The sequence below is a fragment of the Streptomyces sp. NPDC005878 genome, from assembly GCF_040629815.1.
Classification (GTDB): Bacteria; Actinomycetota; Actinomycetes; order Streptomycetales; family Streptomycetaceae; genus Streptomyces.
Genome location: NZ_JBEXWK010000018.1, coordinates 18,887 through 34,719 on the forward strand (window position 1 = coordinate 18,887; position 15,833 = coordinate 34,719).

The 15,833-nt window shown below is 70.6% G+C and carries 14 protein-coding genes and 2 riboswitches; of the genes, 10 read left to right on the plus strand and 4 right to left on the minus strand.

Translation table 11 applies throughout. The features are described from left to right. Positions 1 to 129 precede the first annotated feature (129 nt). The 4 genes from ABZ404_RS24440 to ABZ404_RS24455 all read left to right on the plus strand — a co-directional run bounded on the left by ABZ404_RS24440 (position 130) and on the right by ABZ404_RS24455 (position 4,637). Positions 130 to 1,242, plus strand: coding sequence for an alpha/beta hydrolase-fold protein (locus tag ABZ404_RS24440; protein ID WP_358835735.1), 1,113 nt, complete (start codon positions 130 to 132; stop codon positions 1,240 to 1,242). 239 nt (positions 1,243 to 1,481) lie between these two features. Further along, complete coding sequence (locus ABZ404_RS24445) at positions 1,482 to 1,829, plus strand: peptidoglycan-binding protein (RefSeq protein ID WP_358990869.1); 348 nt, start codon at positions 1,482 to 1,484, stop codon at positions 1,827 to 1,829. A 213-nt stretch (positions 1,830 to 2,042) separates the two neighbouring features. Next, positions 2,043 to 3,113, plus strand: coding sequence for a radical SAM protein (locus ABZ404_RS24450; protein WP_358835737.1), 1,071 nt, complete (start codon positions 2,043 to 2,045; stop codon positions 3,111 to 3,113). 71 nt (positions 3,114 to 3,184) lie between these two features. After that, positions 3,185 to 3,392: riboswitch (cobalamin riboswitch) on the plus strand. Beyond that, entirely contained in the window at positions 3,390 to 4,637 is a 1,248-nt protein-coding gene (locus ABZ404_RS24455) for a HoxN/HupN/NixA family nickel/cobalt transporter (protein ID WP_358835738.1), read from the plus strand. Its footprint overlaps the riboswitch before it by 3 nt. Before the next feature lie 95 nt (positions 4,638 to 4,732). Here ABZ404_RS24455 and ABZ404_RS24460 read toward each other — a convergent pair whose 3' ends face one another. Further along, complete coding sequence (locus tag ABZ404_RS24460) at positions 4,733 to 6,043, minus strand: aldehyde dehydrogenase family protein (protein ID WP_358835739.1); 1,311 nt, start codon at positions 6,041 to 6,043, stop codon at positions 4,733 to 4,735. Positions 6,044 to 6,402: 359 nt separating this feature from the next. Here ABZ404_RS24460 and ABZ404_RS24465 point away from each other — a divergent pair, with 359 nt between their 5' ends. Beyond that, complete coding sequence (locus tag ABZ404_RS24465) at positions 6,403 to 7,065, plus strand: HAD family acid phosphatase (RefSeq protein ID WP_358835740.1); 663 nt, start codon at positions 6,403 to 6,405, stop codon at positions 7,063 to 7,065. 67 nt (positions 7,066 to 7,132) lie between these two features. Here ABZ404_RS24465 and ABZ404_RS24470 read toward each other — a convergent pair whose 3' ends face one another. The 3 genes from ABZ404_RS24470 to ABZ404_RS24480 form a co-directional block, all read right to left on the minus strand. Beyond that, complete coding sequence (locus ABZ404_RS24470) at positions 7,133 to 8,449, minus strand: FAD-binding oxidoreductase (protein ID WP_358835741.1); 1,317 nt, start codon at positions 8,447 to 8,449, stop codon at positions 7,133 to 7,135. A 201-nt stretch (positions 8,450 to 8,650) separates the two neighbouring features. Continuing rightward, entirely contained in the window at positions 8,651 to 8,983 is a 333-nt protein-coding gene (locus ABZ404_RS24475; RefSeq protein WP_358990872.1) for a hypothetical protein, read from the minus strand. Positions 8,984 to 8,998: 15 nt separating this feature from the next. Next, positions 8,999 to 10,669 carry a sodium:solute symporter family protein gene (locus ABZ404_RS24480; protein WP_358834163.1) on the minus strand — a complete coding sequence of 557 codons (1,671 nt, stop codon included), beginning with the start codon at positions 10,667 to 10,669 and terminating at the stop codon, positions 8,999 to 9,001. Between the two features lie 270 nt (positions 10,670 to 10,939). Here ABZ404_RS24480 and ABZ404_RS24485 point away from each other — a divergent pair, with 270 nt between their 5' ends. The 5 genes from ABZ404_RS24485 to ABZ404_RS24505 all read left to right on the plus strand — a co-directional run bounded on the left by ABZ404_RS24485 (position 10,940) and on the right by ABZ404_RS24505 (position 15,822). After that, a complete protein-coding gene (locus tag ABZ404_RS24485; protein ID WP_358834162.1) occupies positions 10,940 to 11,302 on the plus strand; it encodes a hypothetical protein in 363 nt (120 codons plus the stop codon). Positions 11,303 to 11,396: 94 nt separating this feature from the next. Next, a complete protein-coding gene (locus ABZ404_RS24490; protein ID WP_358834161.1) occupies positions 11,397 to 12,338 on the plus strand; it encodes an AraC family transcriptional regulator in 942 nt (313 codons plus the stop codon). 37 nt (positions 12,339 to 12,375) lie between these two features. After that, the gene (locus ABZ404_RS24495) at positions 12,376 to 13,242 is read left to right on the plus strand and encodes a carbohydrate-binding protein (RefSeq protein ID WP_358834160.1); all 867 of its coding nucleotides are present in this window, start codon (positions 12,376 to 12,378) and stop codon (positions 13,240 to 13,242) included. Positions 13,243 to 13,536: 294 nt separating this feature from the next. Continuing rightward, complete coding sequence (locus ABZ404_RS24500) at positions 13,537 to 14,451, plus strand: oxidoreductase (protein WP_358834159.1); 915 nt, start codon at positions 13,537 to 13,539, stop codon at positions 14,449 to 14,451. A gap of 351 nt (positions 14,452 to 14,802) precedes the next feature. After that, positions 14,803 to 14,987: riboswitch (cyclic di-AMP (ydaO/yuaA leader) on the plus strand. Between the two features lie 4 nt (positions 14,988 to 14,991). Beyond that, complete coding sequence (locus ABZ404_RS24505) at positions 14,992 to 15,822, plus strand: LysM peptidoglycan-binding domain-containing protein (RefSeq protein WP_358834158.1); 831 nt, start codon at positions 14,992 to 14,994, stop codon at positions 15,820 to 15,822. Positions 15,823 to 15,833: the final 11 nt, after the last annotated feature.

The following is a 15,833-nucleotide window of genomic DNA, read 5'->3' on the forward strand; positions in this document are numbered from 1 at the left end:
TCGGTCCGCTCCTCGTCAAACGTTGATCACAGTTTGGCAAATTTGGAACCCTTACAGCTGCTTTGTCCATCCCCGGAGGCGGAACACGACCGTCGTGCCCCGAGGGGCCGCAGCAAGCCGGAGCCATTGATGTCGCACGCGACCACCAGGACCAGGGACGGGGCCGAGACGTACGAGTCCCGGGGCCACCGCCGCGCCTCCAAGGCCCGGCGATGGCTCCTCGTGGTCGTCGGCGTGGGGTTGCTCGGGGCGATCGCGTGGCCGGTCATGAGCTACTTCGAGATACCGCCGTTCACCGACAAGGGCGACCCCATCTCGTACGGCAGGATCGACGACAAGCCCGGCGCCGCCCCGCAGAAGCCCGTGGACTCCAAGACCCTGATGCCGACGGGACCGGCCGCCGACTTCAAGATCTCCAGCACGCTCGGTGACGGCACGCACGTCGGCGTCGTGAAGATCACCGGCAGGAAGTCGGGCTTCACGGGCAAGGTGTGGGTCTGGGCGCCGAAGCAGTACGACGACCCCAAGTACGACAAGAGCGGCTTCCCCGTCCTGATCGCCCTCCCCGGCGGCCCCGGTTTCCCCAACAACTACTGGATGGACAACAACCTCAAGCTGGAGTCGTCCATCTCCAAATGGGCCGACGAGGGCAAGGGCAAACCGTTCCTGCTGGCCATGCCGGTGCTGAACCCCAAGCCGGACGACGGCGGGCTCTACTGGGACGGCAGCGACATCCCCGGCCAGCCCAGGATGGGCACCTGGCTGACCGAGGACGTGCCCGACCTCATGCGGCAGAACTTCCGCACCATCAAGTCGCGTGACGGCTGGGCCTTCATGGGATCCTCCTCCGGCGGCTTCGCGGGCCTCAAGGCCGTCCTCAAGCACCCCGACAAGTTCAAGGCCGTCATCGCCTCGGGCCCCGACATCGTCCCGGACTCCCCGCTGTGGAACGGCCACCCCAAGGAGAAGGCGGAGAACAACCCCGAGGTGCTCTCCCGGCGGCTGATCGCCGCCAAGGGACCGGACGTGTACCTCGCCTTCCAGTACGGCACGAAGGAGAAGTCCGTCATCCCCAAGGTGAACAAGTACATCGCCACCTACGGCAACAAGGGCCCCATCCACACCCACCTCGAAGTCATCCAGGGCGGCCGGCACAACGCCGTGACGTATGTGAAGGGGATGGACGCCAGCAGCATGCAGTGGATCAGCGAACAGATCGAGGGACCCACTCCGGCGTCCTGAGCCGGGAACGCTCACGGCGTCGCCCGTCCGACCGGCGGGGCGCGACCCGGCTGCCGCACCAGGTGGAGGGGCGGGCCGCATACCGCTCTGGTTGCAGGAGGTGTCTCCACCCCCTGCGGGACGCCTCGCGCCCGCGCTCTCCCTAGCGTGGCCTTCCGGCGGCGGCACATCGGCACGCCGCCGCAGTCCGGCGACACGCGTGCCCACCACACGCGGTCGCCCTGTCAACGGGAGGCCCCATGAAACAGGTACGGATCCTCGTCGTCGCCCTGGTCAGCGCGGGAGTGCTGGGAGGGGCCGGCATGCTCGCCCCCGCCGACGCGGCCGCGCCGGCCGCGTCGAGCGCCGCCGGCTGCGCGCAGAGCAGGCCGTTCCTGTCGCAGGGCGACACCGGAACCTGTGTCAGGTTCCTCCAGCAGAAGCTCACGGACCAGGGCTTCCGCACCCGCGTGGACGGCATCTTCGGCAGCGGGACCACCAAGTCGGTGAAGTCCTTCCAGTACGTCTGCGGCTACCGGGGCCACGATGTGGACGGCCTGGTCGGCCCCCGGACCTGGGCCGGTCTGCTGGACCACGCCTGCGTCTGAGCGCCGGAAGGCGGCAGGGGCGGGAAGAGGCCGGGTCCGGGGTGGCCGCAGGCCCCCCGGGGCGGGGCGCGGGGCACTCCGTCGGGTCCACGCCATCCCAGAGTTGGGGATACCGTGCCCCGCCGCCCCCTCCTAGTCTGGGCCCGGCGGAACGTCCCCCGCCCGCACGGGGGGGTCCGGCACCGAGACCGCGAGCGGACACGGGAGCATGCGATGGAGCACGCGACGGAGCAGGCGCACCAGGTTGCCGACGGCCCGCAGTCCGTCATCTGGGACATCACCTACGCCTGTCCGCTGCGCTGCACCCACTGCTATTCGGAGTCCGGCAGACGCCCGTCGCGGCAGGTGAGCCACGAGGACCTGCTCCGGATCGCCGACGCGATCATCGCCCTGGGACCGGTCCAGGTCACCCTCGCCGGGGGCGAACCACTGCTGGTCAAGGGGGTCTTCGAAGTCGCGGAGCGGCTGACGCGAGCGGGGATCTCGGTCCTCGTCTACACCGGCGGCTGGAACTACCGGCCGTGGATGACCGAAGAGCTGGCGCGTGTCTGCGGACGGGTCGTGGTGAGTGTCGACGGTCCCACGCCCGAGGTGCACGACCGGATCCGCGGCAGGGCGGGTTCGTTCGGCCGGGCGATGCGCGCGCCGGCGCTGCTGGAAGACGGTGCGCGGGAGCGGGACCGGCGAGCGGACCGCCCGCTCCCGTTCGCCGTCGACTGCGCGGTCGTCCGGAGCAACATCGACCGGCTGGAGGAGTTCTGCACGGACATCCTGGCGCGCTTCCCGCACCTCAGCTCCCTGGACTGCGGCGCCGCCCTCCCGTCGGGGCTCGGCAGCCGCGCCGGATACGCCGAGCACGAGCTGCTCACGGACGAACAGCTCGCCCGGCTGGGCAGTGAGGAGCAGCGTGCGCGGCTCCAGTCGCTCGCCCCCGCCACGGTCCGCGTCGGCACGTCGACCAACTTCTCCCTGCGGATGAATCCCGAGCAGGTGGCGCGCGGCCTCGACTTCCAGTCCCTCCAGGTCCAGCCCGACGGGCAGGTGCGGGCCATGCTCATCTACGAGGGGACGGTGGGCAGTCTGCTGGAGGAACCGCCGGCCGAGCTGTGGCGGCGTGCGGTGGAACGGTGGAGCGACCCGTTCGTGACCGAGGCGCTCTCCGACGCGGGCACCATGCGGAGCTGGGCCGAGGCCGTCCGGCGGATCGACCACCACTTCGGTTCCGACGAGGTCCGCGCCCGCATCGACCGCCGCCCGGCGTTCGTCGCGCCGGCGACGGGGTGAGCACGGCAGCCCGGAATGTGATCTGCAATACCCGCGTCCACGGCCAGACTTGCAGGTGGGGCGGGTCGCACCTACGGTTGGCGAGCCGTGGTGTTCGGGAAGACCGGTGCAAGACCGGAGCGGCCCTCGCCACTGTGATCGGGCCCCACGTCGTTCAGGCCATGAACGGCTTCGGGTAGCCCGTCCCGTTGTGCCACTGGTGGCCGTGAGGCCGCTGGGAAGGCGGGGACGGTGCGACACCCGGAAGCCAGGAGACCGGCCACGGCATCTCGCGTAATGATCCACGAGGTGCTGGAGCGTGAACGAATGACCCTGCCCACCCCTGCCGCCACATTCCACTGGCGACGTGAGGACACCGTGCGCACCGCCTGGCTGCTGGCGGTGATCGCCGCCCTGCATGTCGTCGCGTTCGGCATCCTCTTCCTGCTGGTGGTGCCCGAGCACTACGAGGTCGGTTCCAAGACGTTCGGCCTCGGGCTCGGCGTCACCGCGTACACCCTCGGTATGCGGCACGCCTTCGACGCGGACCACATCGCCGCGATCGACAACACCACCCGCAAGCTGATGGCCGACGGCAAACGGCCGGTGTCGGTCGGCTTCTGGTTCGCCCTCGGGCACTCCAGCGTCGTCGTGGTGATGGCGGCGCTGGTCGCCGGGGGCGCCCAGCTCGCGGGCACCCTGATGAACGACGACTCACCGACCCACCAGACCCTCGGCGTGGTCGGAACGACCGTCTCCGGATCGTTCCTCTACCTCATCGCCGCCCTCAACCTGCTGGCCCTGGTCGGCATCCTGCGGGTGTTCCGGGCGATGCGCGCCGGGACGTACGACGAGGCCGCGCTGGAACAGCACCTGGACTCACGGGGGTTCATGAACCGCCTCCTGGGGCGTTTCACCAAGTCGATCACCCGCCCCGGCCAGATGTATCCGCTGGGCTTCCTCTTCGGCCTCGGCTTCGACACCGCCACCGAGGTCACCCTGATGGTGATGGCCGGCTCGGGCGCCGCCGCCGGACTGCCCTGGTACGCGGTGCTGTGCCTGCCGCTGCTCTTCGCGGCGGGGATGAGCCTGTTCGACACCATCGACGGCACCTTCATGAACTTCGCCTACCAGTGGGCGTTCTCCAACCCGGTGCGCAAGGTGTTCTACAACCTCACCATCACCGGTCTTTCCATCGCGGTGGCCTTCCTGATCGGCACGATCGAGCTGGTGGGCGTGCTGCACAAGAAGCTGGACCTGCGGGACGCCGTCACCGGGTGGGTCGCGGGCCTCGACCTGGACAACGTCGGCTTCATCATCGTCGGCCTGTTCGTCGCGGTGTGGGCGGCGGCGCTGGCGTACTGGCGGTTCGCCAGGGTCGAGCAGCGGTGGGCGGTACGCGCCGCCGCGGTCACCGCGGCGCCGGGCCGGACCTCGCCGGACGCCACCGCCCGCGCCGAAGCGGCACCCGGCCCCCGCGACGAGGCCGTACCCGCGCCCCGGGACGGCGCCGCGCCGGCGCCCGCCCCGGACACCGTCGGCTGAAGGCCTTCGCGCCTGCTCGCGGGGGAGACCGGGGCCGGTCCGGTGAGTGTCGTGGCCGGGACGGAGATCTGCCCCGGCCCCTCACCGACCGTCGGTCACCCGGCGGCCAGCACCGCCTTGCGGTGGCTGAACGTCTCGATGGAGTAGCGGCCGTGGTAGTTGCCCATGCCGCTCTCGCCGACGCCGCCGAACGGCAGGTCGGAGACGGTGAGATGGGCCAGCGGCAGCCCGAGGCCGAGGCCGCCCGATGAGGTCTCGGCGGCCAGGCGCTCCCGGGTGGTGCCGGACTCGGTGAAGGCGTACAGCGCCAGCGGCTTGTCGCGGTCGTTGATGAAGTCGATGGCCTCGTCCAGGTCGGACACCGTCACGATCGGCAGGATCGGGCCGAAGATCTCCTCCCGCATCACCGGCGACTTGGGGTCGACGTCGGCGAGGACGGTCGGCGCGAGGTACTTGGTGACGCGGTCGCCCCGGCCGCCGGTGACGACGCGGCCCGAGTCGAGCAGACCGCTCAGACGGTCGAAGTGGCGCTCGTTGACGATACGGCCGTACTCGGCGGAGGCCTGCGGGTCGGTCCCGTACAGCGCCTCGACCGCCCGGGTCAGCGCCGGTTCGAGGGCGCGGGCCGTCTCGGGGTCGGTGAGGACGTAGTCGGGCGCGACACAGGTCTGGCCCGCGTTGAGGAACTTGCCCGCGGCCAGCCGCGCCGCGACGCCGGCGATGTCGGCGTCCCGGTCGACGAAGGCCGGGGACTTGCCGCCCAGTTCGAGGGTGACGGGCGTGAGGTGCTGGACGGCCGCGGCCATGACGATACGGCCGACGGTGCCGTTGCCGGTGTAGAAGATGTGGTCGAACCGCTCGGCCAGCAGCGCCGTCGTCTCCGGAACACCGCCCTCCACCACGGCCACCGCGTCCCGGTCGAGATACTCGGGCAGCAGGCGCGCCAGCACGGCGGAGGTGGCCGGAGCCATCTCGCTGGGCTTGGCCACGACCGCGTTCCCGGCGGCCAGGGCGCCGATCACCGGGGTGAGCAGCAGCTGCGCCGGATAGTTCCAGGGCGCGATGACCAGGACGACGCCCAGCGGGTCGTACTGCGTCCAGGCCGTCGCCCCGCCCAGGTGCTCCGGGACGGGCGCGGGCTCGGGGCGCAGCCACCCCGCGAGGTGTTCCAGGGTGTGGTCGATCTCGCGGACGACGAAGCCGATCTCGGTGCGCTGGGCCTCGGCCGGGCTCTTGCCGAGGTCGGCGTGGAGGGACTCGACCAGCTCCGCGCCGCGCTCGGTGAGCATCTCGCGCAGGCGTCGCAACTGGGTGGTGCGCCACTCGACGGGCTTGGTGCGGCCGGTGCGGAAGGTGGCGCGCAGCCGGGCCACGGTGTCGGCGGGCTGCTCCTGGGTGGGGTTCATGGTGCCTCGCTGCTGGGGGCGGATCGTCGGTCCGCGCGGTCGGTCGTCGGACGAGCCGCAGGGGCTCGATGTATATACCAACAGTTGAGGTACCAAAATACATTCCCGAGTGTGCGGAATGGGCTGGATCCGGTCGCCCGGCTTCCGTATGCGGCGGTCCTGTGCGGGCGTGAGCGGTCCTCCCGCGGATTCATCCTCCGTCCACGAGAAGTTTCCTACCGACCGGTAGACATCGCGTCAACGGCTGATCATTCTTGGCCGTGCGCATGTCAATTCCGTTTCCGTACGTGCCGGTCCCCACGGCCCCTGCGGATCTTCCGCGGACTCCCACCCTCGCGACAGAGGAGCACCGACCCCCCATGCCCCGCACTGCTTGGACGACGCGCACGGCCGTCGCCGTGGCCGCCGCCGCGACCGCCCTCGTCGCCGCGCCCACCGCCTCCCAGGCCGCTCCGACGGCCTCCGCCCCGTACTCCGTCGCGGCCCGCACCTCCGCCTCCGGCGCGATCGCCGGGCTCAAGGGCGTCGACCGCGCGACCTGGCTGCGCGATGTCCGGACCGTCGTGGACACCGCCCGCCCCTACCTCCAGGAGCGCGTCGCCGCCTCGCCCGCGGGCGAGAAGCCCGCCATCGTCCTGGACATCGACAACACCTCGCTGGAGACGGACTTCCACCACTTCTGGACGTTCCCGACCCCGGCCATCGACTCGGTCCGCGCCCTGGCGCGCGAGGCGAGCTCGCGGGGCGTCGCCGTCTTCTTCGTCACCGCGCGGCCCGGCATCGTCGAGTCCCTCACCTCGTACAACCTCAAGGCGGTGGGCTACCCGGTCACCGGTCTGTACGTCCGCGACCTGCCGGACCTCTTCCACGAGGTCAGCACCTACAAGACGCAGAAGCGGGCCGAGATCGAGGCGCGCGGATACACGATCATCGCCAACATCGGCAACAACACGACCGACCTCGTGGGCGGGCACGCGGAGCGGGCCTTCAAGCTCCCGGACTACGACGGCACGCTGTCCTGACCGTCCCTTCACGCGGAACGGCGCCCCACGGCCCAAGGCCGAGGGGCGCCGCCCGTGCTCCCGGGGGTCAGCCTAGGACCGGGAAGTTGCTGCGGAGGACGCCGCGCGGGTCGCGGTCGCGCTTGACCTGCTGGAGCCGGGCCAGCGCCTCGGGCCGGAAGGCCGTCGCCGCCGTGTCGCCGGGGGAGAGGTAGGTGAAGGGCTTGCGTCCGCTGACGTACGGGGCGACCGACTGCACCAGCGCCTCCTGGCGGGCGGCGATCTCGGCCCCGCGCTCCGGCGAGAACGGCACACCGAACATGGACAGGGTGTACGGCTCGGTCAGCGGGCCCTGCGGATTCTCCGTCGGGGCGGCGAAGGCGCCCCCCAGGTGGCGGATGTGCACACCGACGAGCGGGTCGATCGGCTCCGCGAGGAGGGCCGCCGCCACCTTGTCGTCCAGGTCGGTCAGCAGCTCGGCGCGGGTCGCGCTGGGACCGGGCTCGGTCGGCTCGCCGGTGATCTCGCCCAGCTGGGCCACCGGCAGCACGCCCCGGGTGTCGGTGGTGGCGCCCTCGATCTCGTCGAGCGCGCGCAGCAGCGCCCGGCCCTCGGCCTCCTCGCCGAGGAAGGTGCTGTCCACGGTGACGAGCGAGGGACCGTTCGGGATCTGGAGGAGGTTGATCCAGGCGGTCAGCTCGTCCGGCGCGTTCGCGGTGATCCCGCGGAAGGCGTCCAGGACGCGGGGCGCCTGGCTGCCGTGCCAGACCACCCGGCCGCCGAAGAGGGCGGGCGCCGGATGAAGGTCGTACTCGATGGCCGTGACCAGGGCGTAGTCGCCGCCACCGCCGCGCAGCGCCCAGAAGAGCTCGGCGTCGGAGTAGGCGGTCACCCGGGCCCGGTCGCCGTCGGCGGTGACCACGTCGAAGGCGGTGACGCTGTCGGCGGCCCAGCCGTACTTGCGCCCGAACCAGCTGAGCCCGCCGCCCAGGGTGTAGCCGACCACGCTGACCAGCGGGGAACTGCCCGGCAGCCCGGTCAGACCGAGCGGCCCCGCCACGGCCTGGACCTGGCCGCCCAGGACGCCCGCGCCGACGCGCGCGGTACGGGCGGCGGCGTCCACATGCAGCTCGTCGAGCTTGCCGGTGCGCAGCAGGATCACGCCCTCCACGTCACCGCTGGCGCCCCGGCCGCCGGCCTGGGGCGCGACGACGAGCCCGGCCGCCGACGCGTACCGCACCACGGCCGCGACGTCGTCGGCGTCGGCCGCCTCGACGACCGCCGACACGGGCTGCTGGACGGAGAGGTTCCACGGCTGTCGTGCCTGGTCGAAGTGGTCGTCACCGGTCAGCAGGACACGGCCGCGCACCTGTGACCGCAGTTCGGCGAGAGCGCTCGTCGTCATGGTTCTTTCCCTACTTCCTTGTTCCGCGTGTGCCCCCGGAACCGCACCGGCCGGCTTTCGCGATCACTTCCCTGACGGAATCGAACGGGGAAATGTGACGGGGCGGAGGAGGCGGAGGGGGAGCGGGAGGAGGGGAAGAGGGGCGCGCGGGACCCTTCGGGAAGGGTCCCGCGCGCAGGGTGCCGGGTGCCGGACCGCGGGCTAGAGCGCTGCCGGCCCGTCCTCGCCGTCCTCGCCGCCCTCGCCGCCCACGCCGTCCTCGCCGGCCTGCGGGACGGGCGGGGCGAGGGGCCGCAGCCAGAGCCAGCCCAGGAAGAACAGGCCGAGGGCGAGCATGCCGAGGCCGGTCCAGAGGTTGATGTTGACGCCCTGGGCCTTGTCGAGGTCGGCGTCGGAGGCCGTCAGCCCGGCTATGGTGACGATCACTCCGTACAGGGTGAAGAGTCCGCCGATGATCCGGCGGATGTCGAAGAGCCGGGCCGCCGTGGCGGACTTCTTCTCCAGCTCGGAGACTTCGCGTTGCAGTTCAGACATGGTCCTGGCCTCCGATCAGAGCGAGTAGGGCACGTAGCAGAGCGCGGCGAGGACCACCGCTCCCCAGCCGAGCAGCGCGGGCTTGCGGTACCAGGCGCCGTCGCCCTCGCCGGGCGCCTCCTCCAGACCGGGTGAGACCGTCCCGTACACCAGACCGGCCAGTTCGGCCTCGGGCTTGGGCGCGGTGAAGAGCGTCACCACGACCATGGTGATCGCCCCGGCGGCGAAGCCGACGATCGCGGAGACGAAGTTGGCGCCCTGGTCGGTGGGGATGGAGACGACGCCCTGCTTGTAGATCCAGAAGTAGTTGACCATCGCGGCGGTGGTGCCGGCGACCAGCCCCCAGACACCGGACTTCATGGACGCGCGCTTCCAGAACATCCCGATGACGAAGACCACGAACATCGGCACGTTGAAGAAGGAGAACAGCGTCTGGAGGTACCCCATGATGTTGGAGAAGCTGGACGCGATGAACGCGGTGCCGATCGAGGCCAGCACGCCGATGGCCGTGATCAGCCGCCCGAAGCGCAGGTAGTACGCGTCCGGCCGGTCCTTCTTCACGTACTTGGACCAGATGTCGTAGGTGAAGACGGTGTTGAACGACGACACGTTGGCCGCCATGCCCGCCATGAAGGCGGCGAGCAGACCGGTGACGGCGATCCCGAGCACACCGTTGGGCAGCAGCTCCTGCATCAGATACGGGATGGCGTCGTTGTACGTCAGGTCGGAGCCCGGGGTGCCGATCTTCGGCACCAGGGCGGCGGCGACCAGGCCCGGGATCATCACCAGGAAGACGATGAACATCTTCGGGAAGGCGGCGATCAGCGGGGTGCGCCGGGCCGCGCTGAGGTTCTTCGCGGACAGCGCGCGCTGGACCTCGGCGAAGTTGGTGGTCCAGTAGCCGAAGGAGAGCACGAAGCCGAGCCCGAGGATGATCGTCAGCCAGTTGGCGCCGAGCGGGTTGCTCTGCCCGATGCCGGTGCCGCCCCAGGCGGTGAGGTAGTTGTGGCCGTGCGCGGACTCCAGGTCGTCGCTGAGCGCGCCCCAGCCGCCGACGCGCTTGAGGCCGAGGACGACCAGCGGGATGAGCGCGGCGAGGATCACGAAGAACTGGAGGACTTCGTTGTAGATCGCGGAGGAGAGTCCGCCGACGGTGATGTACGCGAGGACGAAGAGCCCGGCCACCACGATGGCCACCCACTGCGGCCAGCCGAGCAGCGCCTCCACGACGATCGACAGGGCGTAGAGGTTCACGCCCGCGATGAGGATCGCGGCGAAGGCGAAGAGAGCCGAGCTGAGCAGGTGCGCGGAGGCGTCGAACCGCTGGAGCAGGAACTCCGGCACGGACCGGACCTTCGAGCGGTAGTAGAACGGCATCATCACCAGGCCGAGGAAGACCATGGCCGGGATGGCGCCGATCCAGTACCAGTGCACGACCGCCACCCCGTACTGGGCGCCGGTGGCGGCCATCCCGAGGATCTCGGTCGCGCCGAGGTTGGCGGCGACGAAGGCGAGCCCGGTCACCCAGGCGGGCAGCGACCGCCCGGAGAGGAAGAAGTCGAGGCTGGTCTTCACACTCGCCCGGGCGGCGAAGCCGATGCCCAGAACGACGACGAAGTAGATCGCCAGAATCGTGTAGTCGAGCCCGTTGGTGGGGAGCCGGAGCCCTGCGGCCAGAGATTGCATACGTACCCGCTTCGTCGAGCGAACTGATCGGAACGGAACCTACGCCTCAGCGGCGAGAAACTGAACACTTTTGTTGGAAGTTTTTGTTTGATTGTGGTGGAGGCTGGGGGTGCGCCACCTGTGAGCCACCAGGTCGCGGGAACGGCCGGGCTGGATGACGCTGGATCCATGAGCACGTCATGGGGACCCGGTCCCGGTGAAGGAGTTCCCGGGCAGTGGGGCGCGAGGCCGCAGCCGCGCCGCCGCAGACGGTGGCCATGGGTACTGCTCGTGGTCGCTCTGCTCCTGGCGGGCGGGTGCACGGCGTTCCTCGCGCTCTTCGCGCACGAGGTGTCGAAGGAGAGCGGGGAGACGGCCACCATCCGCTACGAGGTCACCGGGCATGCCGGCGATGTCGCGATCACGTACTCGACCTGGCATGGCAGTGACGAGTCCGTCAGTCAGGAAACCGGTGTCCGTCTTCCCTGGTCCAAGCAGGTGCGGGCCAAGGGCTTCCTCAAGGGCGGCACACTCACGGTCACACTCGGCCCGGGGGGTGGGACCGCCGCGTGCTCCGTGACGGTGGGCGACGGCAAACCGAAGACCGCCACCGCCACGGGTCCCTCGGCCAGCGCCGTGTGCAGCGGGTTCTGAAGCCCTGGCGCGAACGGCGGTGTTCCGGATCTCTTCTGGTCGTGTCATCGTGAGGCTCACCGTTGGCTGGTCCGGGCCAGGTGGGGGGTTGTGGATGCGTGGGGCGGCTGTGTTGCCGGGGGCCGGTGGGTGTGGGGACGGGGGCGGGGTGCCGCCGTTGCACCGGCTGGAGGTGCCGATGCCCAACGCGCTGCCGTTCGCCATGGGCACCTTCGACACCATCGGCGCGATGTCCCGCGCCGACTTCCCCCACCGGCACACCTTCTACGAGATCGTGCACATCACCGGCGGCGCCGGCGCCCATGTGCTCGATCTCGCCCGGTTCCCGCTGCGCCCACCGCACCTGTGTGTCATCGCCCCCGGGCAGGTCCACCAGTGGGAGTGCGCGGCCGGGCCCGAGGGGTGGGTGATCCTCTTCACCGAGGACTTCCTGCTCGACCACCCCGACGACCGCGCGCTGCTGCACGGGCTCGGCCCCCGCCCCTGGCTGGAGCTGGACCGGGAGGCCGAGAGCTGGACCTCCTCGCTGGTGGGGGAGATGTACGAGGAGTACCGCACGGGGGCCGAGGGGTTTCACGGGGTGCTGCGCGCGCTGCTGCACGTCCTGCTCGTACGGGCCGCGCGACTGCCCGCGACCGCCGTCGCTCAGGACGTCGCCCGCGCGAACGGTGTCGCGGGCCGGTTCACCGCCCTGGTGGCGCGCGCCGACGACCTGCCGTCGTCCGTGCGCGCGTGCGCGGACCGGATCGGCGTGTCCGTGGGGTATCTGACCGAAGCCGTGAAGGAGGCCACCGGCCGCACACCCGGTGAGCTCATCCGCCAGGCCCGCACCCACGAGGCCAAACGGCTGCTCCTGCACACCGAGTTGACGGTACGTCAGGTTGCCAACCGGGTCGGGTTCACCGATCCCGCCTACTTCTGCCGCTTCTTCCGCCGGGAGACCGGCGCCAGCCCCGGCGACTTCCGGCGCGGCGGCGGAGATTATCACCACGACCACCGCATCGCGTCCATCGCCCGAACCCGATCGTCCGCCTAGCGTCGTAGCCGTCCCCACCTCCCCCCAAGGAGCAGCCATGGATGGCGAGAGCGAAGCGACACGGCGTGACCAGAACCGGTCCGCGGACGCCGACCGACGGCCCCGGCCCAGCCGCAAGACCGTACTGCGGGCAGCGCTCGCGGCCTCAGTGGCCGTGCCCGTGTCCCTGGCCGGGGTGCCCGCCCTGGCCCGTGGCACCGCCGGCACCGGCACCGCCCCCCAGCTCACCCCGGCGTGCGACGACGGCGACCACCCCACCCCCCAGCAGACAGAGGGCCCCTACTTCAAACCGAACTCCCCCGAGCGCACCTCGCTCCTGGAGCCCGGCACCCCCGGCACCCGCCTCACGGTCACCGGGTACGTCTTCGGCCGGGCCTGCCTGCCGCTGTCACGCGTCCTGCTCGACTTCTGGCAGGCCGACACCAACGGCGCCTACGACAACACCGGCTTCCGCCTCCGCGGGCACCAGTACACGGACGCCCGGGGAGCGTTCACCCTCACCACCATCGTGCCGGGCCTCTACCCCGGCCGCACCCGCCACATCCACGTGAAGGCGCAGGCGCCCGGCCGGCCGGTGCTCACCACCCAGCTCTACTTCCCCGGCGAGCCGCGCAACAACACCGACTCGCTCTTCGACGCACGGCTGCTGATGACCGTTCGGGACGCGGGCGGCGCGAAGGAGGCGGCGTTCGACTTCGTCCTGGACGTGGCCCAGTCGCCGTCGCCGTCACCGACCCCCACGCCCACCGGCCCGCCCCCCGGAACCACCTGGTCCGTCGGCACCTCCTACCGCTCGGGCGACCGCGCCGGCTACGGCGGACGCGGCTACGTCTGCCTTCAGGCACACACCGCCCAGCCCGGCTGGGAGCCGCCGAACGTGCCCGCGCTGTGGCGGGCGGAGTAAACACTTCCCTTACCGCCCCATTGTGTTGGCGTGAATCCAAGGGGCAAGGAGAACGGGCAGGCGCACTTGTGCGGAATGTTGAAGGGGGAAAGCGGCGGGCTGACATCGAAAGGGGTGCCGGTGAAGGTGATATCGCGAAGAATTCTCCCCCGGCGCGCCTTTCCGCCCAGTGCGCGAGCCCGTTCGGCGCATTGAGTGCGTTGAGGCCGTGGACTGTTCACAGTCCGCGTGGGCCGCGCAGTTCTCCGAGTCGGGGCGTTCCGTTCGCGCCGGTCCTGATGACAGACTGCGATCATGACTACGGAGACGATCCACGCGGCGGCCGCAGGCACCTGGAAACTCGGTGACCTGTCGGTCAACCGCCTGGGATTCGGCGCGATGCGCCTCACCGGGAGCGCCGCATTCGACCTCGGTACGCCGAGCGACCGCGAGCGCTCCCTCGCCGTGCTGCGGCGCGCGGTCGAACTGGGCGTCAACCACATCGACACCGCGGCTTTCTACTTCTCCCGGCTCCGTTCCGCCAACGAACTCATCAACCGGGCGCTCGCGCCCTATCGGGACGATCTGGTCATCGTCACCAAGGTCGGCCCGGGGCGCGACGCGTCCGGCGCCTGGCTGCCCTGGGCCACCCCGGAACGCCTGCGCGGCCAGGTCGAGGAGAACCTGCGCCAGCTCGGCCGCGACCACCTCGACGTGGTCAACCTGCGCCTGAACGGGCCCGGTTCGCTCGCCGAGCACTTCGGCGCCCTGGCCGAGCTGCGTGAGGCCGGCCTCATCCGCCACCTGGGCATCTCCAACATCGGCCCCGAGCATCTGGCGGAGGCCCAGGCGATCGCGCCCGTGGTCTGTGTGCAGAACCGGTACGGCCTGGACAGCAGGCGGACCGGCTCCGACGAGGTGCTGCGGCTCTGCGGCGAGCAGGGCATCGCGTTCGTCCCGTTCTTCGCCATCGCGGGCGAAGGGCGCGAGAGCGGCGCCGGGCAGGCGGGCGGCGCGGAGAGCGAGGCGGTCCTCGCGGTCGCCCGCGCGCACGGTGCGACACCCGCACAGGTCCGTCTCGCCTGGACGCTCCGGCAGGGCGAACACGTGCTGGCGATCCCCGGCACGGGCAACCCGGACCACCTGGTGGAGAACGTGGCCGCGGGCGGGCTCCGGCTCACCGACGAGGAGACGGCCCTGCTGGAGACGCCGTCGGCACTGTCCGCCTAGATGTCCGAAATGGACGGCGGACGCCCTGTTTCGTTCCTATGTCGTCAATCTATTCATTGGGAATGATAAAGGGGCTTAGCTTTTCTTTTGGGCGCCGCCGACGCCCGTTCATTCTTCTGGGGAGCGCGCAGGAATCCCTCTCCAAGGCCGCGGAAGAAGTGAAGTGGGTCACTTCGGGCCCCGGCGTGCGGGCGAGGGTGATGCGCTCATTCCGTTGCGTGGAAGGCGAGTTGGGGATACGGGCAGAAGGGTGCCCGTATCCCCGGCGCCGATGGATCTTTCTCTCCGATACCGGAATGAATTCACGCTCTTGTTTCCGCCGGTCCCATTCGATTACGGTCTCGCTCAAATCCGGATGGACCGCCGAATCCTGCCGCTGTCCGGAAACCTCCCACACACGAAAAGGCAGGAGCGGGGGACCCAGGTAGTCGCCGGATCCGGAGGACGGAACGGCTCGGGGTGAAGCCGCGCGCAGCGCGGCCGGGCAGCTCTCGCCCGAACCCGACAGCTCACCTCGCAGGCGAAGGAGAGGAATTCGCCATGCCTGCAAAGGGTAAGCACCGCCGCCCCAAGTCCAGCAGCCTGACCCGGGGCATCGCCGCCGCGGGCACGGGCGGCGCCGCGCTCATCATTCCGGTGATCGGCGCGACGAGCGCGGGTGCCGCACCCTCGGCCGCCCCCCACGCCGCCGCCCCGAAAGCCGCTCCCGCCGTCGCCGCCAAGGGCGCCGTGTCCGCCAAGCCGATCGTGGCGCAGAAGCCCGGTGCGGCGAAGGCGGCCCCGACGACCTACTCCGTCGTCGCCGGGGACACCCTCTCCAAGATCGCCCACGACCTCGACGTGAGCGGCGGCTGGAAGAGGCTCTACAAGGACAACCGCCAGGCCATCGGCGGCAACCCGGCGCTGATCCACCCCGGCCTCCGGCTGGCGGTGGGCAAGAAGGCGAAGGCCGCGTCCGCCGACCGCCCCGCCACCCCGGCCCGGGCCGACCGTTCGGCGCGGACGGGTACGCCGCCGCAGCAGGCGACCGCCGCCGTGGCGAAGACGTACGGCAACGATCTGGACGGCTGGATCCGGCAGTCGCTGGACATCATGGCCCAGCACGGCATCCCCGGCTCCTACGACGGCATCTACCGCAACGTCATGCGGGAGTCGTCGGGCAACCCCTTCGCCATCAACAACTGGGACTCCAACGCCGTCGCCGGCACCCCCTCCAAGGGCCTCCTCCAGGTCATCGACCCCACCTTCCAGGCCTTCCACGTGCCCGGTACGTCGACGGACAGCTACGACCCCGTCGCCAACATCGTCGCCGCGTGCAACTACGCGGCGAAGACGTACGGCTCGATCGACAACGTCAACGGTCCGTACTGACGAAAGCCCGC